Origin of the sequence: Dyella flagellata (assembly GCF_030160275.1) — a bacterium.
GTDB classification, from domain to species: domain Bacteria; phylum Pseudomonadota; class Gammaproteobacteria; order Xanthomonadales; family Rhodanobacteraceae; genus Dyella_B; species Dyella_B flagellata.
Window position 1 is genome coordinate 1 of sequence record NZ_BSOA01000030.1, and the last position, 22038, is coordinate 22038.

Consider the following 22038-nt stretch of genomic DNA (forward strand, 5'->3'; position numbering starts at 1 on the left):
GGACAGTCATCCATCTACCGCAAGGCGCCCACACAATTCACCTGCGCACACTGTCAAAGATCTTGATCACTTGCTGACCGTTGCCGTTTCAGCGTTGGAACATTTCGTTCCGAGTGAGCCGCTCATCTTACATCGTTTTTCCTGTCCGTCAACATCGTTAGCGAAGAATCTTTGCTTTCGATGTTGCCGTCGGAGGGCGATGCCAGCGGCGGGAGGCGAATAATAGGCATGCCCCCTACCTTTGACAAGCTATTTTTGAAATTAATTTTGATGTTTCGCGTAAAGCCTTGTTCTCACGAGAAACATCACCTCGCGAACGACTCGCGGCGAGCTTGCGTCGCCGCGATCAACTCATGCCTGCCTCAACAACACACGGGCGAAGTTGCGCTTGCCTATCTGCAAGACGCCCTCAAAGCCCGGCGTGAACATGCGTTGCGCGTCTTCCACCACTTCGGCATCGATGCGCACCGCGCGTTCCTTGAGCTTACGGTTTGCTTCGGCATTGCTCGGAGTGAGTCCCGCTGCAGTAAGTAGCGCGGGCAAACGCAGGCCCTCGACAGGCACACTGATTTCGGTGAGCGGCAACAGACTGGTGTCGCCTTCGCCACGCACCACCGCGTGCCAGCCGGCAATCGCCTGCTCCGCTGCTGCCGCATCGTGGAAACGCGTCGCCAGCTCGCGGGCCAGCTTGAGCTTGGCATCGCGCGGGTTGAGCGCGCCGTCCGCCACTTCCTGCTTCATGCGGGCGATGTCGTCCATCGAGGTCTCGAAACTGAGCAGCTCGAACCAGCGCCACATGAGGTCGTCGCCGATCTTCAGCGTCTTGGTGACGATGTCGATGGCCGGCTCGTTGATGCCGATGTAGTTGCCCAGCGACTTGGACATCTTGTTGACGCCGTCCAGGCCTTCGAGCAGAGGCATGGTCAGGACGATCTGCGGCGGCTGGCCGTGATGCTCCTGCAGCGCGCGCCCCATCAGCAGGTTGAACTTCTGGTCGGTGCCGCCAAGCTCCACGTCGCATTTCAGCGCGACCGAGTCATAGCCCTGCACCAGCGGATACAGGAACTCATGGATGGCGATCGATTGCTGCGCGGCATAGCGCTTGGCGAAGTCGTCGCGCTCAAGCATGCGCGCAACCGTGTGCTGGGCTGCCAGCTTGATCATGTCGGCGGCGGTCATCTGGCCGAACCATTCGGAATTGAAGCGCAGCTCCGTCTTGTCGCGGTCCAGCACCTTGTAGACCTGCTCGGCGTAGGTCTCGGCGTTGACGAGCACGTCCTCGCGCGTGAGCGGCTTGCGCGTGACGTTCTTGCCGGTGGGGTCGCCGATCATGCCGGTGAAATCGCCGATCAGAAAGATCACCGTGTGCCCCAGGTCCTGGAACTGGCGCATCTTATTGAGCAGCACCGTATGGCCCAGGTGCAGGTCCGGTGCGGTGGGATCGAAGCCCGCCTTGATGCGCAGCGGGCGCCCGAGCTTGAGTCGTTGGGCCAGTTCTTCCTGCTTGATGATCTCGTCGGCGCCGCGCGCGATGGTGGCCAGCGCCTGCTCAAGCTCTTTCATGCAAACCTCTTCGAAATAAATGCCTAGGCAGCCAAAAGGGTGATGGCCGCCGTCAATAGCGTTAATTGTGCGTTAATCGCAAACCCCGCGCAAACCCTTGATGCAAAAGGCATTGACGCCCTTTGTACAAGCTCGTTATGGTACGCGTCGCTTGATACTTTGTAACCGCAGGGGGTGCGGTGGTGAAGATGAATAATAAGAACAAGGGCAACGGGTGATGGCTCAGGTCAAACAGGATCCGCGCATCGCTCGCAAACTGGCCATCCGCCGCAAGGCCCAACGCCGACACTCTCACTTCTATCAACACTGCGCCCACTGGTCGTTCAATCGCCAGGCAGGCGGCGAGCAGCCGCCGATCCATTGGCACCGCGAGCGCTGGATGCTCGCCGCCACGGCGCTGCTGATCACCGTGCTTTCCGGCTTCTTGATACCCGCCTGGGCGACGGCGATGAAGCCCGTCGCCGTGCCGAAGGTCGAGCACACGCTGATGCCGCTCGCGTTGCCGAAGGTCGAGGCGCCCGCCTTGAAAGCTCCGCTGGTGGAAGACTGGCGCTCGGTGCAAGTACGTCCGGGCCAGACCCTGGCAGACATTTTCCAGAGCCAGGGATTGAGCCTTTCCGATCTGCAACGCGTAGTGGACAGCGCGGGCGACGCGAAGACGGCGCTGCATAGCATCCGTCCCGGGCAGGAGTTCGATTTCCTGATCGGAAGCCAGGGCCATCTCAAGGGCATTCGCTTCGACAAGGATGAATCCACCCAGGCGATCATTCGCCTGGATGGTGCCGCGCCGAACATGAAAACCGTGGCGCGCGCGGTGGAAATGCGCGAGCAGATCGCCCATGGCGTGATCGACGATTCGTTGTTCGGCGCCGCCAACAAGGCCGGCCTGAGCAATGCGATGGTGATCAAGCTTGCGGACCTGTTCAAGTACGACATCGATTTCGTGCAGGATCTGCGCGTGGGCGACAGCTTCACGGTGGTCTACGACACCGTCTATCGCGATGGCGCCTATCTGCACGAAGGTGACATCGTCGCGGCCGAATTCATCAACCAGGGTGAACGCTACACGGCCTACCGCTTCAAGCGCGCCGACGGCAGCATCGGCTGGTTCAGCGAAGACGGCCGTCCGATCCAGAAATCCTTCCTGCGCATCCCGGTGGATTTCACGCGCATCTCCTCGCCCTTCAGTGCGGCTCGCATGCATCCTATCCTTGGCCTCATGCGCGCGCACAAGGGCGTGGATTACGCCGCGCCCACCGGCACGCCAATCCACGCCGCCGGCGATGGCGTGATCAAGTTCCGTGGCTGGATGAACGGCTACGGCAACTTCGTGATCATCCAGCACAACGCGCACATCAGCACCGCTTACGGCCATATGTCGCGCTTTGCCAGCGAGCGCGTGGGCCAACACGTGCATCAGGGTGATGTGATCGGCTATGTCGGCATGACCGGCCTGGCCACCGGCCCGCACCTGCATTACGAGTTCCGCGTCGATGGCACGCAGCGCAATCCGCAGACCGTCACCCTGCCCAAGCCCGAACCGCTGCCCGGCGCACAGCTGGCGCAGTTCAAGAACACCGTGGTGAAACCGCAGCTGGCCCGCTTGCTGGAAATCGACAACAACTACAAGCTGGCACGCGCCGAATCCACCAAGCGTGGCGATGACTGAATTCCGTGACGCCTCGGAGCTCTACGTCGGCTTGATTTCCGGCACCAGCGCGGACGGCATCGATGCCGCGCTGGTGCGCTTCGACAAGGAGCAACCCCAGCTGGTGCACGCCCTGACGCATGCCTGGCCGGATGCGCTGCGTACCCAGATTCTGCAGGTGGCGCAGGACGAAACCACCCTCGACCTCGATGCGTTCGGCCGGCTGGATGTGGCTATCGGCCAGACCTTCGCCGAGGCCGTCGCAGCGCTATTGGCGCAAAGCGGCACGCCGGCATCGAAAGTGCGCGCCGTGGGCTCGCATGGCCAAACGATCCGGCATCGCCCTTCCGGCGAACACCCTTTTACCCTGCAGATCGGCAATGCCAGCGTGCTGGCGGAGCATTGCGGCATCGACGTGGTGGCGGATTTTCGCAGCGCGGATGTCGCCGCCGGCGGTCAGGGCGCGCCGTTGCTTCCCGCCGTTCACGCCATGCTGCTCAGCACACCGCGCCGCAAGCGCGTGGTGCTCAATCTCGGCGGCATCGCCAACATCACCGTACTTGCGGCCGATGGCAGGGTGTTCGGCTTCGACACGGGGCCGGCCAACGGCCTGATGGATGCCTGGTGCCTGCGCCATCGCGGCGAAGCGTTCGATCGCGACGGCGCGTTTGCCGCCAGCGGCCGGGTCGACGAAAAACTGCTCGCAACGCTGCTGGACGATCCCTATTTCGCGCTGCCTCCGCCCAAGAGCACCGGGCGCGAGCATTTTCATCTGGGCTGGCTGGATCCGCGCCTGCGAGACGTGTCGATTTCGCCGCCGGACGTGCAGGCCACCCTGCTCGAGTTCACCGCACGCAGCATAGCCACGGCGATCGAGACATATGCCAATGACGCTGCCGATGTCCTGCTCTGCGGCGGTGGCGCGCACAACCCGGTGCTGGCTCGTCGCCTGCAAGAGCTGCTGCAGCCACGCGAACTAGGCAGCACGGCGCAACATGGCGTCGATCCGGATTACCTGGAAGCGACCGCTTTCGCCTGGCTTGCGCGCCAGCGCCTGCTGGGCCTGGCCGGCAACCTGCCTGCCGTCACCGGCGCGCGCGGTCCGCGCGTGCTAGGTGCCGTTCACTTGGCGCCGCGCTGATCACTCAAGCAATTCGCTGCCCTGGTAGGCGGGCGCAAGCTGCTCCGGCCGGGCCTTGGCGAGCGCTTGCACGGCCTCGTGGAACGCCGCGCGTTCGCTCGCGCTCCAGTTTCCCGCAAACGAAAGATCATTCGATTCGAGCGCATTTTCGGCAAGCACATTGCCTTCAGCCACGCCCAAGCCTTGACGCAATGCTTGCAGCACCACGTCATTGATCGACCACTGGCGCGCCTTGGCCAGCAGTTTGATGCGATCGGCCATCAATCGGTCGATGTGACGAATCATTAAATCCGGCATAGGATGGTGGCTCCGTTGCCTCACACAGCCCTGTGTGCTGATCGTCGCCAACTGCATGGTCGCTGACAATTGCCAGCAGCGTGATTCGTGGATCAGTTCGCAGTGAACCTGTGAGCGCCTTCAGCTCCCGTTCGCTGATGTGACGCCGTACCGCCTGCATGCGGGGTGCGTAGGCTGGGATGACAATCCCAGCTTTTACGCCGCATCCCGATGCTGGGATTGTCATCCCACCCTACGCGCCCTCTTGGTTGGAAGGGGCAGCTACCGGATCGAAATACCGCCACAGGCAGGCGAACAGCAACATGGACGGCAGCACCGAAAACACGGTAATCACGAAATAGCTGCCATAACCGGACACGACGACGATGCTGCCGGCGAAGAAGCCGAGCACCTTGCCCGGCAAATTCACCAATGAACTCAGCAGCGCGTATTGGGTGGCCGTGTGCTGGCGATTGACCAGCAAGGAAAGGAAAGCCACGGTGGGTGGCCCGAGCATGCCTTCGAAGAAATTCTGGCCGGAGATCGCCAGGGTCAGCATCGCCAGCCGACCCTGGTGGTGGATCAGCAGTACGTAAAGAAGGTTGCTGACCGCGCCCAGCACGATGCACACGCCCAGGGATCGCCAGGCGCCCCAACGAGCGACCGCGGCGCCGCCGAGGAACGCCCCGGCGATACCGATCCAGACGCCATAGATCTTGGTGACCGCACCGATCTCGGTCTTGCTGAAGCCCATGTCGCGCATGAACGGATTGAAGATGGTGCCGATGGACTGCTCGGGCAGCTTGAACAACAAGATGAACAACAGCGTGAGGCCGGCGACGACCCAACTGTAGCGACGGAAAAAATCGACGAACGGATCGATCACGCTTTCGCGCATCGCCTCGCGCCATGATGAAGGCGACAGCCTTTGCACCTCCGGCTCGCGCATGGTCAGCGTGGTGATCACCGGCATCGCCAGGATCACGGCCATCAATCCATAGATTTTCGGCCAGGCTATGTGGTCGGACAGGATCAGCGCCAGCGCGCCTGAAACCAGCAGGCCAAGCCGATAGCCCAGCGCATAGGTGGCAACCAGCGCGCCCTGGGCCGAGGGCGGCGCGATTTCGATGCGATAAGCGTCAAGGGCAATATCGAAAGTGGCGCCCATGAAAGCCACGAACAACGTGGCGGCCACGAACAAGGGGAGCCGATACGGCGTCAAGGCCGCCATCGCGAGCAAGCCGACAATGACGCCCAGCTGCGCCAGCAGCAGCCAGCCGCGCCGCTGACCCAGGCGCGTGAATAACCGCAGCTTCCAGTGGTCCAGCAGAGGCGCCCAGACGAACTTGAACGCGTAGCTCATGCCCGCGCTGGCGATCATCGTGACGTCCTTCAGCGCGATACCGCTTTCCTTCAGCCACAGCGACAGCGTGACCGAAACCAGCAGGAACGGCAGGCCGGAGGAAAACCCGAGCACGCACAGCGTCCATGCCGCCGGCTGCGAAAACGCTTGCCAGATCGACGGCTTGCGCGCAGTCGCCACGCCACCATCAGTCGGCATAGTCGACCGTGTATGGCGCGTGGTCGGAGAAGCGTTCGTCGCGATAGATCGAGCAATGCTTAAGGCGCTTGCTGAGCGAAGGCGTCACGATCTGGTAGTCGATGCGCCAACCCACGTCGTTTTCGCGCGCGCGGCCACGATTGGACCACCAGGTGTATTCCACCGCCTCGGGCTTGATGGCCCGGAAGCTGTCCACCCAGCCGCGCTTGTCGACCAGATCGTTGAGCCAGTCGCGCTCTTGCGGCAGGCAGCCGGAGTTTTTCTGGTTCGAGCGCCAGTTCTTGATATCCAGCTCGCTGCGCACGATGTTCCAGTCGCCGCACAGGACGTAATCGCGCTTGCTCTTGAGCCACTTGTCGAAGATCGGGGTAAGCCAGTCCATCGCCTTGAACTTGAATTGCTGGCGTTCGTCGCCCGAAGAGCCCGAAGGCACATACAGCGATACCACGCTGAGGTTGCCGAAGCGCGCCTCGATGTAGCGGCCTTCGTTGTCGAACTCATCCCAGCCCAGCTCGGTGAGCACCTTGTCCGGTTCGCGCTTGGCGTAGATCGCCACGCCGCTGTAGCCCTTCTTGCTGCTGGCGTCGCGATAGAAGCAGTGATGTCCGTCCGGGCGAAACATCGGGTCGGCCAGCTGATCCTCCTGCGCCTTGGTTTCCTGCAGGCAGACCACGTCGGCGCGCTGCTGGCGCAGCCATTGGAAGACACCTTTGGTCGCGGCGGAGCGGATGCCGTTGGCGTTGAGGCTGATGATGCGCATAGGTGCTCCTCGTGGGGTGCGGCGATGATAGCAACCGCGGGCGCGGAGCGAGCTACGCGCTACCATTACGCATCTTGACCTTCTGCAGATGCGGCCATGCACGATTACCAACGCGACTTCATCGAACTGACCCTGCAACGCGACGTACTGCGCTTCGGCGAATTCACGCTCAAGTCCGGCCGCGTCAGTCCATATTTCTTCAACATGGGGCGCATCGATTCCGGTGCGGCGCTGGCCCGCCTTGGCCGCGCCTATGCCGCCGCGGTGGTGAATTCGGGGCTGGCGGTGGACATGCTGTTCGGGCCGGCCTACAAGGGCATCGCGCTGGCCGCCGCCACCGCCATCGCCCTGGCCGACCAACACGGCCGCGACCTGCCCTGGGCCTACAACCGCAAAGAAGCCAAGGATCATGGCGAAGGCGGCGTGCTCGTGGGCGCCCCACTGCAGGGCCGCGTGCTGATCGTGGACGACGTCATGACTGCCGGCACCGCCGTGCGCGAGTCGCTCGCCCTGATCCGCGCCCAGGGCGCCACCCCGGCCGGCGTACTGATTGCGCTGGACCGGCAGGAGCGCGGCCAGGGTGCGCTGTCGGCGGCACAGGAAGTACAGCGCGACTACGGCATCCCGGTGGTCGCCATCACCAGCTTCGGCGACGTGCTGGCCTATGCCGGGGAGCGCCCCGACCTGGCCGCGGAACATCAGCGTATGCTCACCTACCGTGAGGAATATGGCGTACGCGGCTAGGCGGCGCGTAGGCTGGGATGGCAATCCCAGCATCGGGATATATATGGGAAGCTGGGATTAGCATCCCAGCCTACGCGCTGGGGCGCGGCGGATACGTAAGAATCGATTGGAGGGAGCCTGACCGGACCGGCAGTGATCCCAGTCACGTTGGCGCACTTTTGACGTCGAGCGTGTCTTACGGCATGACTATACTGGGACGAGTAGGAGGGGAAGCATGCGTCGACTCGCGCTCAGCGCAACCATTATCCTGTCGCTCGGCTTGACCGGGCCGACACTGGCCCAGCAAGCCGGCACCGGCGGCGTCCGCTATCGCTGGGTGGACGCCAGCGGCCTGCCGCACTACAGCGACAGCCTGACGATGGACGCGCTCAAGTACGGCTATGACGTCATCAACAGCAGCGGCACGGTGACTGAGCACGTCCAGAAGCAGCTGTCCCCCACCGAACGCGCCGCGGCGGAAAAGCAGGCCGCCGAAGCGGCCGCGCGCAAGCACGCCGTCGATCAGCAGAAAGCCAGGGACATCCAGCTGCTCAACACCTATCCCGACGAGGATGCGCTCAAGGACGAACAGCAGCAGGTACTGGAGAGCCTCGACGCGCAGATGAACACCACCCGCTCCAACCTGCATACCCAGGACAGCGCACTGACCGACCTGCTCAACCGCGCCGCCGACGAAGAGCGCCAGAAGAAACCGGTGCCGAAATATCTCGTCGACCAGATCACCGGGCAACGCAATGTGGTGGCGAACGAACGCGGCTTGCTCGAACGCGAGAAAGCGAATCGCGAAGCGATGCTGCAGCAACAGGCGCAAGAGCTGCAGCATTTTCGTGACTTGAAGGCGGCGGAGAAGGCCGACCGCGGGTATTAAGGATGCTCTGATCTATTCCACGTACCCGTCACCGCACTGTATGCGTGCCCCGCGGCTTGAACAGACGGCCAGTCTGCCCTGTGCCACGCGGCACGCCCTGCGGGCCTTCTGGACGTCATGCCGGGCACGCGGAATAGATCAGAGCATCCTTAATGAGTCGAGTCTGGCGCAGGCTGGAGTGCAAGCCCCAGCCCGCCAAGCTTTAGAACGGCAATTGCAACGACTTGTCCACGGCCAGCAACTGCTCGCGGAACGTATCCTGGATGCGCTTGAGCGCCTGCTCGCTGTCGGCATCGAAGCGCAGCACCAGGACCGGCGTGGTGTTGGAGGGACGTACCAGGCCCCAGCCATCCGGCCAGTCGGCGCGCACGCCGTCGATGGTGATCAGGGTGGCGTCGCTGAAATTCGCCTGCTCGCGGAATTTCTCGATGAAGCGGTAGTGCTCGCCCTCGGCCATCTCCACCTTTAGTTCCGGCGTAGACACGCCTTTGGGGCAGGTGTCGAAAATGGCTTCCGGCGTGCGGCCCTCAAGGTCGCCGGCCAGAATTTCCAGCAGGCGCGCGCCGGCGTAGATGCCGTCGTCGAAGCCATACCAGCGTTCCTTGAAGAAGAAATGGCCGCTCATCTCGCCGGCGAGTTCGGCGCCGGTTTCGCGCATCTTGGCCTTGATCAGCGAATGCCCCGTGCGCCACATCAACGGACTGCCGCCGGCGTCGAGGATCTGGCCCTTGAGGTGGCCGGTGCATTTCACGTCGTAGATGACGGTGGCGCCCGGCTGGCGCGACAGCACGTCGCGCGCGAACAGCATCAGCGTGCGATCGGGGAAGATGATCTCGCCGCTACGCGTGACCACGCCCAGGCGATCGCCATCGCCGTCGAAGGCCAGCCCCAGATCCGCACCGGTCTGCTTCACCGAAAGAATCAGGTCCTCAAGATTGTGCGGATCGGACGGATCGGGATGGTGATTGGGGAAATTGCCGTCGACGTCGCAATACAGCGGAATCACTTCACAGCCGATTCCTTCCAGCACCTGCGGCGCCACCGCGCCCGGAATGCCGTTGCCACAATCGACCACGATCTTTAGCGGACGCTCGGTCTGGACGTCCGAAGTAACGCGCTCGACATAGTCGGGCACCACGTCGACCACGCGCAGGTTGCCGCCGCCGTCGGATTCGAGCGCGCCCGTGACGATGCGCTGGTACAGATCCTGGATCGCACCTTCGGACAGTGTTTCGCCGCCGACCACGATCTTGAAACCGTTGTAGTCCGGCGGATTGTGGCTGCCGGTGACCGCGACGCCACAGCCGGTGTTGTAGCGATAAGTGGCGTAGTACACCACCGGCGTCGGCACCGCGCCGATGTCGATCACATCGACGCCGGCCAGGCGCAAGCCATCGGCCAGCGCTCCGGCCAGTTCCGGGCCTGAAAGGCGGCCGTCACGGCCCACTACGATTTCACGCAGGCCTTTCTCGCGCATCACCGTACCGATCGACTGACCGAGCAACTTGGCAATGGCGGGCGTGAGGCTGGTGCCGACCACGCCGCGTACGTCGTACGCGCGGAATATCGTGGGATCCACGCTGACCGACGTCGGTACGGGCGCGGGCTTGGCAACGGCAGGGGCGGGCCTGACCGGTTCAGGCTGGGGTTGAGCTTCCACGAAATCCGACAACGTTGGTTCCTCGACAGGGACGCGCATGGACTTGCCGGCACGGCCAAACAACCAGAACAAGCCGATGCTGCAGGCCATGCTCAGCAGGGTCAGCATGATCGCGAATGGCAAGGACTGCGGCAGCAGGATGTAGGCCCCCGGCAACACCGCCACGATGTTGAAGCTGCTGCCGGCGACAGGTTTGCCGGTGGGCTCGGCTTCGGCCGTATCCATGCGGCCGTGCGCCATCAGCTCAAGGTTTTCGCCGCGGTCGGTGCTCTGCTCCAGTCGCAGCCGGCCGCTGCTCACCTTGATCGCACGGAAACGTTCAGCGAGCGGGGCGAACGGCAATTCGATCCAGGCCCAGGCCACGGGTTTTTGCGAAGATCCCAGGGGCTCCACCAACGTCAGGCGCCGATCGCCCATACTCTTGAGCATCGCCTCGATCGGTGGGGTACCTTCGGCATCCGGCGCGGACATCAGCTGGGCGGCCTTCGCATAGCCAAACTCGCGATAGTTGGCATGCAGCACTTCATCCAGGCCGGCGCTGTACAGCTCGATGTTCAGGGCTTGTGGCAGGCGCTGCTTCAACGTCGCGATCACCTGCGGCGCGCTTCCCGGCAAACCGCTCACATCCAGGCCCGCCAAGGCCTGATTCACCGTATCGCGCTGTTTGGCGAGTTCCTCGCTCAGCGCCTGCACTGCCTGGTCCTGCACAGCATGCACGCGCTGTATGGCACCGTCCTGATCGGCGACCAGCCAAGTCTGCCAAGCGCAGAAGACAGCCAGCGCCAGTAGCAAGGTGCCGCCCGCCAGCATCAGCAAGCGCCCCCACTGCACACCCGGCAAACGCGCTCGTGCGCCGTTCATCGCCATGGCTCGCATCCTAGTGTTTTCCGGTTGAACCGAAACCGCCTTCGCCGCGTTGCGAAGGTACGAATTCCTCGACGATATGTAGCCGCGCCTGTCCCACCGGCACCAGCAGCAGCTGCGCGATACGCTCGCCCACCGCAATGGTGTAAGGCTGGGTGCCGCGGTTCCAGCAGGAGATCATCAGCGGCCCCTGGTAATCGGCATCGATGACGCCGACCAGGTTGCCCATCACCAGGCCGTGCTTATGACCCAGGCCGGAGCGTGGCACGATCAACGCGCACCAGCCGGGATCGCCGATGTGGATCGCCATGCCGCTGGGCACCAGGGCGCTTTCGCCGGGCGCCAGGGTCAACGGCTCCTGCAAGGCGGCACGCAGATCCATGCCCGCACTGCCGTCGGTGGCAGCCTGCGGCAAGGGAATACTGTCGCCCAGACGCGAGTCCAGCAGCTTCACCTCAATATCGATCATCCGCGCATCACCTGGTAGCGGCTGGCGATGCATTCGATGAGTTGGCGCGCCAGCGCGGCCTTGTCGGCGCGCGGCAATTCCAGGGAGCCGTCCGTCCAGTACAGCGTGATGGCATTGTCTTCCGTTTCAAAGCCCAGCCCCTGGCCGACCTGGTTGGCGGCGATCATGTCCAGGCCTTTGCGATGCAGTTTGTCGCGCGCATATTTCTCCACGTTTTGCGTTTCGGCAGCGAAGCCCACCAGGAACGGATGCGGCTGCCGCGCCGAAAGGCTGGCGAGGATGTCGGGGTTCTCCGCCAGCTGCAGCGTAAGGTCGACGCCATCGTGTTTCTTCAGCTTGTGCTCGGCCACGCTGTTGGGCCGGTAATCGCCTACCGCAGCCGAACCGATGTAGATATCGGCGCCTTGCGCGGCCTCCGTCACGGCCGCATGCATTTGCGCCGCGCTGCGCACGTCAATGCGCTTGGCCACCCCAAAGGGTGTCGCCAGGCTCACCGGTCCCGCCACCAGCGTGACTTCGGCGCCTGCGCGTGCCGCCGCGCCGGCCACGGCGAAACCCATGCGTCCCGAACTGCGGTTGCCGATGAAGCGCACCGGATCGATGTCTTCGTAGGTAGGCCCGGCACTGACTACAACGCGCTTGCCACCCAGCAGCTGGTCGGCAAACGACGCCACTATGGCCGCGCGCAATTCGTGCGGCTCCAGCATGCGGCCCGAACCGATATCACCGCAGGCTTGGTCGCCGGAAGCCGGCCCAAGCATATGCACACCGCGCGTACGCAAGGTCGCCACATTGGCCTGCACCGCGGCATGCGCCCACATCTGCTGATTCATGGCCGGCGCCACATACACCGGCGCTGCGGTAGCCAGGCACAGCGTGGTCAGCAGGTCATCGGCGTGGCCATGGGCCAAACGTGCGATCAGATCCGCGCTGGCCGGTGCGATCAGCACGCGCTCGGCCCAGCGCGCCAATTCGATATGCCCCATGGCCGCTTCGGCCGATTCGTCCCACAGGCTGACCCGTACCGGCTCGCCGGAGAGCGCCTGGAAGGTGGTTGGGGTGACGAAGTGCGTGGCGTTCTCAGTCATCACTACGCGCACGTGGGCGCCCAGATCGCGTAAACGGCGGACCACCTCGCAGGACTTGTAGGCGGCGATGCCACCTGACACTCCCAGCAATATCCGGCGTTGAGCAAGAGTCATGGTGTAAGCAGGGTCCGACGTATGAACAGACGGCTAGCTTACCGGATTCACCTCGGACAGCTGCTGTCCGGAACAAGCCGCGAACGGGATGCTGGTCACATGAGTATCCGGCACTGGCCTAGCACCGAGCGACCCCGCGAAAAATTATTGACACACGGCAGCGTCGCGCTCTCGGACGCGGAGTTGCTCGCCGTGCTGCTGGGCAGCGGCGCGCGTGGCAAGGACGCGATCGCGCTAGGGCGCGAGCTGCTGACGATGGCCGGCAGCCTCAATGCCCTGCTGGGTCGTGAGGATAAGCAACTGGGCGTCCCCGGCATTGGGCCCGCCAAGCGGGCGCGCCTGGCCGCTGCCCTGGAACTGGCGCGCCGCAGCCTGGCCGAGCAGCTCAAGACCCGGCCCTGCCTGAGCAGCACACGCCTATGCGGCGATTTCCTGATCACCAAATTGCGGCATTTGCAGCACGAGGTTTTCGTCTGCCTGTACCTCGACAGTCGCCACCGCCTCATCGACTTCGAGGAATTGTTCCGTGGCACGCTGGATGGCACCAGCGTGCATCCCCGCGAGGTGGTGCGCGCCTGCCTGAAGCACAACGCCGCCGCCGTGATCTTCGCGCACAACCACCCCAGCGGCGTGGCGGAACCGAGTCCAGCTGACCAGGCCATCACCCGCGAGCTGAGCCAGGCGCTCAAGCTGATCGACGTGAAGGTGCTGGATCACCTGGTGATTGGCCATGCCGAGCCGGTCTCCATGGCGGCCCGTGGCCTGCTCTGAATGACGCGCAAAAAAAAACGGCGCGACCGGGAGGGCGCGCGCCGTGGAGCCGCATGAGGGGAGGGTATGAGGGAATGCGGCAGTCCCGTATCGAGCCGACGGGGGAGACGCCGGAGATACCCAGATATTGTCGCGTCGCATCATGACTGGCGTATGACATCGTGGCCAAGCTCCCGTAGCGCCCTGGCCGGAAAGCACCCCCGACAGGCCTTGGCAAGACTTATGCACACAACGCCCTGAAGCCCACTTAGACCTATATCACTGAAAAGCACATCAAGTTCACATTTTAATTCATTGTTTTATAAAGATAATTTGCATGACAGAGTGATTTCCGTGGGAATTTCGCGCATGCTCGAATACGGCAGCTTCACTTTCCCCACAGACTTATCCACAGCGTGATCCACTGCGCTGCAGCAGCCACGCAGGGGCCTGGATGACATCGCTACAGCCGGACTGCGAGCTGGGCGGCGACGGTCTGTTACGATGCTCGGTTCCATTCCCGAACGATCCTCTCCTGTGAAAGAAGCGCTGCGCGAACTGGTCCTCACGGCCATCCGGGCCCTGCAAGGCGATGGCGTCCTGCCCGCCGACCTCAACCTGCCCAACTTCGTGATCGAGCGAGCCCGCAGCCGCGAGCACGGCGACTTCGCCACCAACGCAGCCATGCTGCTGGCCAAGCCGGCGCGCGCCAAACCACGCGAGCTGGCCGAGAAACTCCTCGCCGCCCTGCCCGCCAATACCCTGGTGGGCAAAGTGGAGATCGCCGGCCCGGGTTTCATCAATTTCTTCCTGGCGGCAACGGCTTATCACGCGGAGGCGGGACGCATCTTCTCGGCCGGCCACACGTATGGACGCAACAGCAGCGGCGCCGGACATACGGTGGGCGTGGAGTTCGTGTCGGCCAATCCGACCGGGCCGCTGCACGTGGGTCACGGCCGGGCGGCGGCCATTGGCGATTGCATCGCCCGCCTGCTCGAAGCCACCGGCTGGAACGTCAAACGCGAGTTCTACTACAACGATGCCGGTGTGCAGATCCAGAATCTGGCGATCTCCACGCAGGCGCGGGCGCGCGGCATTGCGCCTGGCGACGCCAGCTGGCCTGAAGACGGCTACCGCGGCGACTACATTGCCGACGTAGCGCGCTCCTACCTCGCCGGCGAGACGGTGATCGCGGACGGCCATGCCGTGACCGGCGCCAAGAATCCGGATGACCTCGAAGCCATCCGCCATTTCGCCGTGGCCAGCCTGCGTCGCGAGCAGGACCTGGACCTGCAGGCCTTCGGCGTTGGTTTCGACGTGTATTTCCTGGAGTCCTCGCTGTATACCGACGGCAAGGTGGAAGAAACCGTGCGCGAGCTGATCGCCCACGGCCACACCTACGAGGAAGGTGGCGCCCTGTGGCTGCGCACCACCGATTTCGGTGACGACAAGGACCGCGTGATGCGCAAGTCCGACGGCACCTATACCTATTTCCTGCCGGACGTGGCCTACCACCGCAGCAAATGGCTGCGTGGCTACGAGCGCGCCATCACCGAGCTGGGCTCGGACCACCACGGCAGCCTGGCCCGTGTAAAGGCCGGGTTACAGGCGTTGGATTGCGGCATTCCCAAAGGCTGGCCCGAGTACGTCCTGCACCAGATGGTCACCGTCATGCGTGGTGGCCAGGAAGTGAAAATCTCCAAGCGCGCCGGCAGCTACGTCACCCTGCGCGACCTGATCGACGAAGCCGGCCGTGATGCCACGCGCTACTTTCTGATTGCCCGCAAGGGCGATTCGCAGCTGGTCTTCGACATCGACCTGGCCCGCTCACAAAGCAACGACAACCCCGTCTACTACATCCAGTACGCCCACGCCCGCGTATGCCGCGTGCTGGAAGAACTGGCCGAACGCGGTTTGCCGGCGGTGGACACGCAGGCTGGCATCGCCCAGATGGCTCGGCTGGATGCGGAACACGAGCAGATTCTGCTGACCGAGCTGTCGCGCTACCCGGAAGTGGTGGAAGCGGCCGCCAACAATCTGGAACCGCACCTGATCGCGCAATACCTGCGCGAACTCGCCGGCGCGCTACACAGCTACTATCACGAGCACAAGTGGATCGTGGATGACGCCGAACTGCGCAACGCGCGCATCACGCTGGCCGTCGCCACCCGCCAGGTGATACGCAACGGTCTGGATCTATTGGGTCTTAGCGCCCCGGAGAAGATGTAAATGGCAGCACGCAAGGGCAAGGGCCGGCAGGCCGTTCGCAACAGCAGCGGCGGATTTCCGGCCTGGGCCGGCATCCTGCTCGGCATTCTGATTGGCGCCCTGGTGGTGGTGGTGCTGATGCGCCACTCGCTGGTGCCGATGACGCCCAAGGGTCCCCAGCCCAACCCCGAAGCCACCGCGCAACCCGGTAGCGACGAGGGCCTTGCTCCGGCGGGCACTACCACCGCGGCAGCCAAGAAGCCGCAGTACGACTTCTATTCCGTGCTGTCGGAAAAGGAAGTGCGCATTCCGGATTCGGAAATCAGCGCGCAAGCCAAGGCCGAGCAGCAGGCGCAACAGAAGCAGCAGCAGGCTCAAGCCGCTGTTCCGGCAACACCCAAGCTGCCGCCCAACGCGCCGCCTGCCGTGACGCAGAACATCACCGCCGCACCGGCTTCCGCGGTAGCCGCACCGCCCGCCACCGGTTCCAGCGGCTATCTGCTGCAGGTAGGCGCCTTCCCCAGCGCCGCCGATGCGGAAACCTTGAAGGCGAAGTTGGCACTACAGGGTTTCGTCGCCAACGTGCAGTCGGTGAATGTCGGCGGCCAGACCTATCACCGCGTGCGCCTGGGCCCGTTCCATTCGGCGACCGACCTGGAATCGGCCAAGCAGCGCCTGTCGGCGGCGGGGATTTCGGCGATTGCGTTGAAGGCTGGCAACTGACCAATCGAGATGCGTAGGCTGGGATGACAATCCCAGCTTAGCTGCATGCATGGCAATGCTGGGATTACATCCCAGCCTACGGGCGCGACCGCTTCAGCCGGATCAGTCCGGAAATATCGTCATCCCCATGCCCCTGCCGCATCAGTTCGGCATAGTCGGCCAGCGATTGCTCGATCACCACGCGCGATGTGCCGGCTTGCTCGGCGATGCCACGCACGATACCCAGATCCTTGTGCAGCAGCGCAAGCTTGAAGCCGACGCTGAACTGGTCTTTCAACATCGTGGCGCCGCGCTTGTCCAGGAACCAGTTACCCGCCGCGCCAGCGCCGAGCGTGGGAATCAGGCGCTCCGGGTCGAGTCCTAGCGCCTCACCCAACGCAAGGCCTTCGCACACAGCCTGCGCGATACCGGCCACCAATACCTGATTGATCGCCTTGGTCGCCTGGCCCGCGCCAACGTCGCCCAGGTGGGTAATGCGCAAGGCATAGGCTTCCAGCACCGGCCGCGCGCGTTCGAGCACCGCGGCGTCACCGCCCACCATGATCGACAGCTTGCCGTTCTTCGCGCCTTCCACGCCGCCGGAAACCGGTGCATCCAGGAAATGCGCGCCCACCTCGGCGAGACGTGCCGCTGCCTGCTTGGCAGTATCCGGCGCTACGGTGGAGTGGTCGATCACGATCGCGTCAGGCTTCACATGCGGCGCGAGCACATCGACCGTGTTCAGCACATCCGCATCGGCGGTGACACACAACGCGATCACGTCGCATTGCGACGCAAGCTCGGACAGCGCGGGTGCGACAACGCCAAGCGCCTGCGCAATTGCCTCGGCCTTGGCATGCGTGCGATTGGCGACCGCATGCAGCAGGCCGTGCTGCTTGAGATGTCCGGCCATGGGTTCGCCCATGGCGCCAAGGCCAATGAAGGCTGCCTTGAGAGTCATTGTCTTATTCCTGAGTGGAGATCGGTCGGGAAGCGCACCGGGTGTGTCGCTTGCCAAGTATGAAGCACGCATCCAGGCGCTAACAAACCCCGAAGATGCGCGAGCCACAATGCCGCCGATGCGACCCAGTGAGCTGGATACGCTACGACATCAAGATGATAGCGACACATCGTAACAAATAGAAATAATTACTTTTGACGCGAAATAATGATCAAACATATTTAACTCACAATGCGTTGTTTTTTATGCACCAAGACCAAGCAGACCCATGAATAGATTGTTGATGATTTTATTTTTAGTTTTATTTCCGATGGCATCGAATGCGCTATCACCTCCGGAAAACTTGTATAGATATGACTATCGCCCACCGAGTGAAATTTCCCGGACAGGCTTTCAGGCGTGGGGCGACAATACGGATATATTGGGCCACCTTACCGGCGTCACCTGCGGAACATCGCAATCCAATAGCGCCTACGTCAGTTTCGGTGACAGCGAGGCGATTATTCGGGAAGCCATCAATGAATCTGGAGATCGTACTCGCAACATATGGATTTACACCATAAGGGCAACCGGCGACTTTTTTAGCGCACGCGAGACCCTGGATGAAGGAATGAGAAGCACCGATCAGGCAACCAGGCGCGCGGCGATAATGGCCGATCGGTATGGCGAAGTGGTCGTTCCATATGAAAATGAATGGGTTGCCAGAGGGTCGGTTCCGGTCAACTTACTCGTTCAAGCTCAAGAATATGCCTGGCGCGAAACGGACAGGCAGTATATGCCTGTCGGGGAGCCAGTTCCCCTTTCACACGACGCGCCAGAAACTCACGCCAACCCTGACCCGATCCCGGAAGCGGTTGCTTTTCCTCCTGGAGAAGTACGGCTTCCTCGTGAGAGATTCACTATTGCGGGCCTCTTTACAGCATGCCTGTGCATGAGTAGAAGATCGACCTTACAACGTAATATCCTCGAAGAAAGCGGGAATGCCCCCACAGCGGACTGCCCATACACCGATCAACATCTACCGGGTGTAACCGGCATCCCTGGCATCAACTTGCTGCTAACCAACTGAGATGCAAATAGGAAAACACGCCCGGCACTACTAGGTGGCGCGCAGGCGCCGCTCAAAGATACGCGAGCAACAACACCGCCAGCGCCGCGATCACCCACATGGTGGGCTTCACTTCGCGCGCCTTGCCGGTGGCGAGCTTGATCAGCACATAGGAAAGGAAGCCATAAGCCACGCCGTCGGTGATCGAATACGTCAGCGGGATCAGCAGGATCGCCACGAAGGCCGGCACCGCTTCGTCGAAGCGATGCCACTCGATGCGCGTGATCGCTTCGATCATGAACACGCCGACCAGGATCAGGGCCGGCGCCGTGGCAATGGCGGGGACCAGCGAAAGCAGCGGCGACAGGAACAGGAACGGCAGGAAGCACAAGCCCGCCACCACCGCCGCCAACCCGGTGCGTCCGCCCTGCGCAATGCCGGCAGCCGATTCGATGAAGGCGTTGGCCGGACTCGTGCCCAACGGTGCCGATAACAGGGCGGAAAACGCATCGACGCGCATCGACTGGCGAATATTGCGCGGATCGCCCTGCTCATCCACCAGGTCGCCCGCATCCGATACCGCCATGAAGGTGGACAAGGCATCGAAGAACGAAGTGAACAGCATCACGAAGATGAAGGGCCAGTACGCCAGCTTCAGCGAACCGAGCAAATCGAGCTGACCGATGGCCGAAAAATCCGGCCTGGCCATCCAACCCTGCCAGTTCACCAGGGTTGCCACTCCGCCATAAGCGCTACCGTCTCCCCACCAGCGCCCAATCGGAACTGCCAGCACCGTAGTTAGCACGATGCCCACCATCAACGCGCCCTTGATGCGCCGCGCCACCAGGAAGATCGTTAGCGCCAGCCCGGCGAGAAAGGTGAGCAAGACTGGATTGAGCTTGGCCGAATGCACCAGCGTCACCGGATCGCCCACGATGAACTTCGCATTGACCAGGCCGATCAGGCTGATGAACAGGCCGATGCCGCAGGACACGGCGTGACGCAGGTTGGCCGGGATGGCATCCACCACCAGCTTGCGTACATTGAACAACGCCAGCAACGCAAAGATCACGCCCGACCAGAACACGCAGCCCAGCGCCGTCTGCCAGGACATGCCACCGCCGTGCACCATCACGAAGGCGAACAGCGCGTTCATGCCCATGCCTGGCGCGACCAGCACCGGATTGCGCGCATACAGGCCCATCGCGCAACTGCCGAAGAAGCTCACCAGCACCGTCGCCGTAAGCCCGGCAGAAAACGGCACCCCGCCATGCGCCAGCACAGCGGGATTCACCACGATGATGTACATCGAAGTAAGAAAGGTGGTGATCCCGGCCAGCACTTCCACGCGGACGCTGGAGCCGGCGGCATGTATGCCGAACAAACGCTCCATGGCGGAGGCTTGCCCGCCGTCTTTATGCATCATGCCGCAGGGTTCCCGGAGAAACCCCTATTCAGCCACGATGGACGTCATGTGTCACGAAGGGGCTCTCCGGCGAGGGCGGCTCCAGCCAATGCTTATGGCTCAGCGTATGGCGCATGTCGGCCAGGCCGCTTTGCCAGTGCTCGTGCATGGTGACCGCGCTGAACTCGTAATCCTTGTAATGCCCTTCGTAAGGCTTGTCGCGATAGATCAGGTGGATAAGGTTGGTCAGCGCGCCGTTTGCGTAACGCTCGGCGCGCTTATAGGCCGAGCTTTCGCGCTGATCCTCGGGGACCAGTTCCATCAGCTCGTGCAGCAAGCGCTGCTGCTCGCGGCTCTGGTGCATGTACTCGGTGACCAGGCGCGTGCGACTGGAGTACTGGATGTCCTTGGCCCGCTCGGTGACGCTGCCCATGTCGCGCGGCAGGGCGCCCACCGCGCTCCAAAGATCGACCTGGAAGATCAGCGCATCGCGATGCGGCCGCTCGGTCAGCACCTTGTACAGCGGCGTGTTGGAAACCATGCCGCCGTCCCAGTAGTACTCACCGTCGATCTCCACGGCCGGGAAGCCCGGCGGCAGGGCGCCCGAGGCCATGAAATGCTCGGGGCGCAGTTGGTCGTGGCGATTGTCGAAGTAGGCGAAGTTACCGGTACGCACGTTCACGGCACCCACCGATACGCGCACGCAGCTCGGGTGATTGATGCGATCGAAATCGGCCAGGCGCTCCAGCGTTTCGCGCAAAGGCGCAGTGTTGTACCAGCTGGTGGTCGCGGGTGTGCTGTGCCAATGCAGTACCGGTGGTGGCATGCGTGGCTGGAAAAAGCCCTGCTGGCCTTCGAGGATCGCACGCCAGGCAGCGAACATGTTGGCGCCCTCGCGCATGATCGACGGCAGGTTGGTGCCGTCCATCCATGGAAGTCCCGGCATGGTCGGCCACCAGGCCGACTTGCAGATGCTTTCCCAGAATTCGGTCAGCCGCTCGACGCGATGTTCCGGTGCATTGCCCGCGATGATCGCCGCGTTCAAGGCGCCGATGGAAATGCCGGCGATCCAGTTCGGATGCAGGCCGGCCTCCGCCATCGCCTGGTAGACCCCGGCCTGATACGCGCCGAGCGCACCGCCGCCCTGCAGCACCAGGGCGGTGACCTTGTAGGCATCCTGTGCCGGATGATGGGGTGCGGCTTCAGCCCTGGACGAGGTCTTGTTCGCGGCCATACGCCTTTCCTGCGTGTGCGTCTTCATTGAGATAGTCGTAAACCACCGTGCCCAGGTCGAGCGTGAGGTCGGTGATGTAATGCAGCGCCGATTCCACCTTCAGCACGGGCAAGTCCGCTACCGGCGCCAGCGCGTGCGGATGCAATTCCAGCGAAGCCGGCCCGGTCCAGGCGCCCTTCAGCGTGACGTTGGTGGTGAAATAGCGCACCAGCTCGCAGATGCGCGGCGTGCCGTCGACATGCGGAATGATCTTCAGCAGGTAGCTCGGCGCGGCGAGCCCGGCCAGGATCGCGTCCGCATCCGCCGGGCGATGCTTGAAACCCATGGTGGCCTTGGCCACGCGCACCTTGCCGTAATCGAGCGTACCGACCAGGGTGTCGATCTCCGTTTCCAGCACGGGCGTGGCGAGCTTTTTCGGAAAGCCCCACAATTCGCGGCCGCCGGCGATCGGCGGATGGTCGTTGAGATACATTGCGTGCACATAGCCGCCGCGCTCGCCGCGGAAGCTCACCGGTATCACCTGCCCCGATTCGGTGTAGTCGCCAAAGCCGGTGGAGTCGGGCATGCGGATGAATTCGTACTTCACCAGCGGTTCGGTGACTTCCAGCGGCTCCGGCACGACGGCGCGCAAAGCGTCCATGTCGGTGCGGTAGGTGATGACCAGGAATTCGCGGTTGACGAAACGATACGGCCCCTTGGGAAAGGCGGGGCTGGTGAGCGGCATGGCGAAGGCGTTCGCTTTGACGTCGGCGATTTTCATCGGGCTTCCTTTGAAAAGCTGCACAGGGGTCGAACATTCAACTTGCCGAACCTGCTCCCTCCCCTACGTGCAGTAGGGGAGGGTTGGGGTGGGGTGAAGCAATCTCGCGATGAATTCAAACCGTGCCGCAAGCTCATGCAACCCCACCCCAGCCCTCCCCTGCCAAGCACCTGATTAGCGTCGAGTCTCAGCTGGTGATTTAGACAGGGGAGAT

At 63.0% G+C, this 22038-nt stretch carries 19 protein-coding genes; 8 read left to right on the plus strand and 11 right to left on the minus strand.

Going from position 1 to position 22038, the window contains the following annotated elements; all coding sequences use genetic code 11:
• Positions 1 to 351: 351 nt before the first annotated feature.
• A complete protein-coding gene (gene tyrS, locus QQJ96_RS14020; RefSeq protein ID WP_284332636.1) occupies positions 352 to 1563 on the minus strand; it encodes a tyrosine--tRNA ligase in 1212 nt (403 codons plus the stop codon).
• A 217-nt stretch (positions 1564 to 1780) separates the two neighbouring features.
• Between tyrS and QQJ96_RS14025 the strand changes: the two genes are divergently transcribed.
• Positions 1781 to 3232: an OapA family protein gene (locus tag QQJ96_RS14025; RefSeq protein WP_284332637.1), complete on the plus strand. Its 1452-nt coding sequence runs from the start codon at positions 1781 to 1783 to the stop codon at positions 3230 to 3232.
• The gene (locus tag QQJ96_RS14030) at positions 3225 to 4352 is read left to right on the plus strand and encodes an anhydro-N-acetylmuramic acid kinase (protein ID WP_284332638.1); all 1128 of its coding nucleotides are present in this window, start codon (positions 3225 to 3227) and stop codon (positions 4350 to 4352) included. The genes QQJ96_RS14025 and QQJ96_RS14030 overlap by 8 nt, the downstream gene beginning before the upstream one ends.
• On the opposite strand, the gene QQJ96_RS14035 is transcribed toward QQJ96_RS14030, so the two are convergent.
• From QQJ96_RS14035 to QQJ96_RS14045, 3 genes are all read right to left on the minus strand, one after another.
• Positions 4353 to 4637 (minus strand): hypothetical protein, encoded by a 285-nt coding sequence (locus tag QQJ96_RS14035; protein WP_284332639.1) that lies wholly within the window; start codon positions 4635 to 4637, stop codon positions 4353 to 4355. It abuts the gene before it with no gap.
• Between the two features lie 244 nt (positions 4638 to 4881).
• On the minus strand, positions 4882 to 6189 hold the full coding sequence (locus tag QQJ96_RS14040; protein WP_284332640.1) for an AmpG family muropeptide MFS transporter: 1308 nt from the start codon (positions 6187 to 6189) through the stop codon (positions 4882 to 4884).
• Positions 6179 to 6949: an exodeoxyribonuclease III gene (locus QQJ96_RS14045; protein ID WP_284332641.1), complete on the minus strand. Its 771-nt coding sequence runs from the start codon at positions 6947 to 6949 to the stop codon at positions 6179 to 6181. Before QQJ96_RS14045 ends, QQJ96_RS14040 begins: the two co-directional genes overlap by 11 nt.
• A gap of 96 nt (positions 6950 to 7045) precedes the next feature.
• Here QQJ96_RS14045 and pyrE point away from each other — a divergent pair, with 96 nt between their 5' ends.
• Positions 7046 to 7693, plus strand: coding sequence for an orotate phosphoribosyltransferase (gene pyrE / locus QQJ96_RS14050; RefSeq protein ID WP_284332642.1), 648 nt, complete (start codon positions 7046 to 7048; stop codon positions 7691 to 7693).
• Positions 7694 to 7907: 214 nt separating this feature from the next.
• Positions 7908 to 8561: a DUF4124 domain-containing protein gene (locus QQJ96_RS14055; protein WP_284332643.1), complete on the plus strand. Its 654-nt coding sequence runs from the start codon at positions 7908 to 7910 to the stop codon at positions 8559 to 8561.
• 202 nt (positions 8562 to 8763) lie between these two features.
• On the opposite strand, the gene QQJ96_RS14060 is transcribed toward QQJ96_RS14055, so the two are convergent.
• The 3 genes from QQJ96_RS14060 to coaBC are packed head-to-tail and all read right to left on the minus strand — an operon-like array spanning position 8764 to position 12756.
• Positions 8764 to 11088 carry a phosphomannomutase/phosphoglucomutase gene (locus QQJ96_RS14060; RefSeq protein WP_284332644.1) on the minus strand — a complete coding sequence of 775 codons (2325 nt, stop codon included), beginning with the start codon at positions 11086 to 11088 and terminating at the stop codon, positions 8764 to 8766.
• Positions 11089 to 11098: 10 nt separating this feature from the next.
• Complete coding sequence (dut, locus tag QQJ96_RS14065; protein WP_284332645.1) at positions 11099 to 11554, minus strand: dUTP diphosphatase; 456 nt, start codon at positions 11552 to 11554, stop codon at positions 11099 to 11101.
• Complete coding sequence (gene coaBC, locus QQJ96_RS14070) at positions 11551 to 12756, minus strand: bifunctional phosphopantothenoylcysteine decarboxylase/phosphopantothenate--cysteine ligase CoaBC (protein WP_284332646.1); 1206 nt, start codon at positions 12754 to 12756, stop codon at positions 11551 to 11553. Before coaBC ends, dut begins: the two co-directional genes overlap by 4 nt.
• A 99-nt stretch (positions 12757 to 12855) precedes the next feature.
• Here coaBC and radC point away from each other — a divergent pair, with 99 nt between their 5' ends.
• The 3 genes from radC to QQJ96_RS14085 all read left to right on the plus strand — a co-directional run bounded on the left by radC (position 12856) and on the right by QQJ96_RS14085 (position 16437).
• On the plus strand, positions 12856 to 13527 hold the full coding sequence (gene radC, locus QQJ96_RS14075; RefSeq protein WP_284332647.1) for a RadC family protein: 672 nt from the start codon (positions 12856 to 12858) through the stop codon (positions 13525 to 13527).
• A 516-nt stretch (positions 13528 to 14043) separates the two neighbouring features.
• A complete protein-coding gene (argS, locus tag QQJ96_RS14080) occupies positions 14044 to 15735 on the plus strand; it encodes an arginine--tRNA ligase (RefSeq protein ID WP_284332648.1) in 1692 nt (563 codons plus the stop codon).
• Positions 15736 to 16437, plus strand: a complete 702-nt coding sequence (locus QQJ96_RS14085; protein WP_284332649.1) for an SPOR domain-containing protein — start codon at positions 15736 to 15738, stop codon at positions 16435 to 16437. It begins immediately after the preceding gene.
• Positions 16438 to 16513: 76 nt separating this feature from the next.
• On the opposite strand, the gene QQJ96_RS14090 is transcribed toward QQJ96_RS14085, so the two are convergent.
• Complete coding sequence (locus QQJ96_RS14090; protein WP_284332650.1) at positions 16514 to 17377, minus strand: NAD(P)-dependent oxidoreductase; 864 nt, start codon at positions 17375 to 17377, stop codon at positions 16514 to 16516.
• 268 nt (positions 17378 to 17645) lie between these two features.
• On the opposite strand from QQJ96_RS14090, the gene QQJ96_RS14095 reads away from it, so the two are divergent.
• Positions 17646 to 18446, plus strand: coding sequence for a hypothetical protein (locus QQJ96_RS14095; protein ID WP_284332651.1), 801 nt, complete (start codon positions 17646 to 17648; stop codon positions 18444 to 18446).
• A gap of 52 nt (positions 18447 to 18498) precedes the next feature.
• Here QQJ96_RS14095 and QQJ96_RS14100 read toward each other — a convergent pair whose 3' ends face one another.
• From QQJ96_RS14100 to QQJ96_RS14110, 3 genes are read right to left on the minus strand one after another with little or no spacing between them, the layout of a single operon-like run.
• On the minus strand, positions 18499 to 19851 hold the full coding sequence (locus tag QQJ96_RS14100; RefSeq protein WP_284332652.1) for an NCS2 family permease: 1353 nt from the start codon (positions 19849 to 19851) through the stop codon (positions 18499 to 18501).
• 28 nt (positions 19852 to 19879) lie between these two features.
• Positions 19880 to 21064 (minus strand): DUF3734 domain-containing protein, encoded by a 1185-nt coding sequence (locus tag QQJ96_RS14105; protein ID WP_284332653.1) that lies wholly within the window; start codon positions 21062 to 21064, stop codon positions 19880 to 19882.
• Positions 21033 to 21824 (minus strand): acetoacetate decarboxylase, encoded by a 792-nt coding sequence (locus QQJ96_RS14110; protein WP_284332654.1) that lies wholly within the window; start codon positions 21822 to 21824, stop codon positions 21033 to 21035. The genes QQJ96_RS14105 and QQJ96_RS14110 overlap by 32 nt, the downstream gene beginning before the upstream one ends.
• Positions 21825 to 22038 lie beyond the last annotated feature (214 nt).

Coding starts and splice junctions, on each gene's coding strand:
- tyrS (WP_284332636.1), bottom strand. CDS start 1,563: ATGAAAGAGCTTGAGCAGGCGCTGGCCACCATCGCGCGCGGCGCCGAC.
- QQJ96_RS14025 (WP_284332637.1), top strand. CDS start 1,781: ATGGCTCAGGTCAAACAGGATCCGCGCATCGCTCGCAAACTGGCCATC.
- QQJ96_RS14030 (WP_284332638.1), top strand. CDS start 3,225: ATGACTGAATTCCGTGACGCCTCGGAGCTCTACGTCGGCTTGATTTCC.
- QQJ96_RS14035 (WP_284332639.1), bottom strand. CDS start 4,637: ATGATTCGTCACATCGACCGATTGATGGCCGATCGCATCAAACTGCTG.
- QQJ96_RS14040 (WP_284332640.1), bottom strand. CDS start 6,189: ATGCCGACTGATGGTGGCGTGGCGACTGCGCGCAAGCCGTCGATCTGG.
- QQJ96_RS14045 (WP_284332641.1), bottom strand. CDS start 6,949: ATGCGCATCATCAGCCTCAACGCCAACGGCATCCGCTCCGCCGCGACC.
- pyrE (WP_284332642.1), top strand. CDS start 7,046: ATGCACGATTACCAACGCGACTTCATCGAACTGACCCTGCAACGCGAC.
- QQJ96_RS14055 (WP_284332643.1), top strand. CDS start 7,908: ATGCGTCGACTCGCGCTCAGCGCAACCATTATCCTGTCGCTCGGCTTG.
- QQJ96_RS14060 (WP_284332644.1), bottom strand. CDS start 11,088: ATGGCGATGAACGGCGCACGAGCGCGTTTGCCGGGTGTGCAGTGGGGG.
- dut (WP_284332645.1), bottom strand. CDS start 11,554: ATGATCGATATTGAGGTGAAGCTGCTGGACTCGCGTCTGGGCGACAGT.
- coaBC (WP_284332646.1), bottom strand. CDS start 12,756: ATGACTCTTGCTCAACGCCGGATATTGCTGGGAGTGTCAGGTGGCATC.
- radC (WP_284332647.1), top strand. CDS start 12,856: ATGAGTATCCGGCACTGGCCTAGCACCGAGCGACCCCGCGAAAAATTA.
- QQJ96_RS14085 (WP_284332649.1), top strand. CDS start 15,736: ATGGCAGCACGCAAGGGCAAGGGCCGGCAGGCCGTTCGCAACAGCAGC.
- QQJ96_RS14090 (WP_284332650.1), bottom strand. CDS start 17,377: ATGACTCTCAAGGCAGCCTTCATTGGCCTTGGCGCCATGGGCGAACCC.
- QQJ96_RS14095 (WP_284332651.1), top strand. CDS start 17,646: ATGAATAGATTGTTGATGATTTTATTTTTAGTTTTATTTCCGATGGCA.
- QQJ96_RS14100 (WP_284332652.1), bottom strand. CDS start 19,851: ATGATGCATAAAGACGGCGGGCAAGCCTCCGCCATGGAGCGTTTGTTC.
- QQJ96_RS14105 (WP_284332653.1), bottom strand. CDS start 21,064: ATGGCCGCGAACAAGACCTCGTCCAGGGCTGAAGCCGCACCCCATCAT.
- QQJ96_RS14110 (WP_284332654.1), bottom strand. CDS start 21,824: ATGAAAATCGCCGACGTCAAAGCGAACGCCTTCGCCATGCCGCTCACC.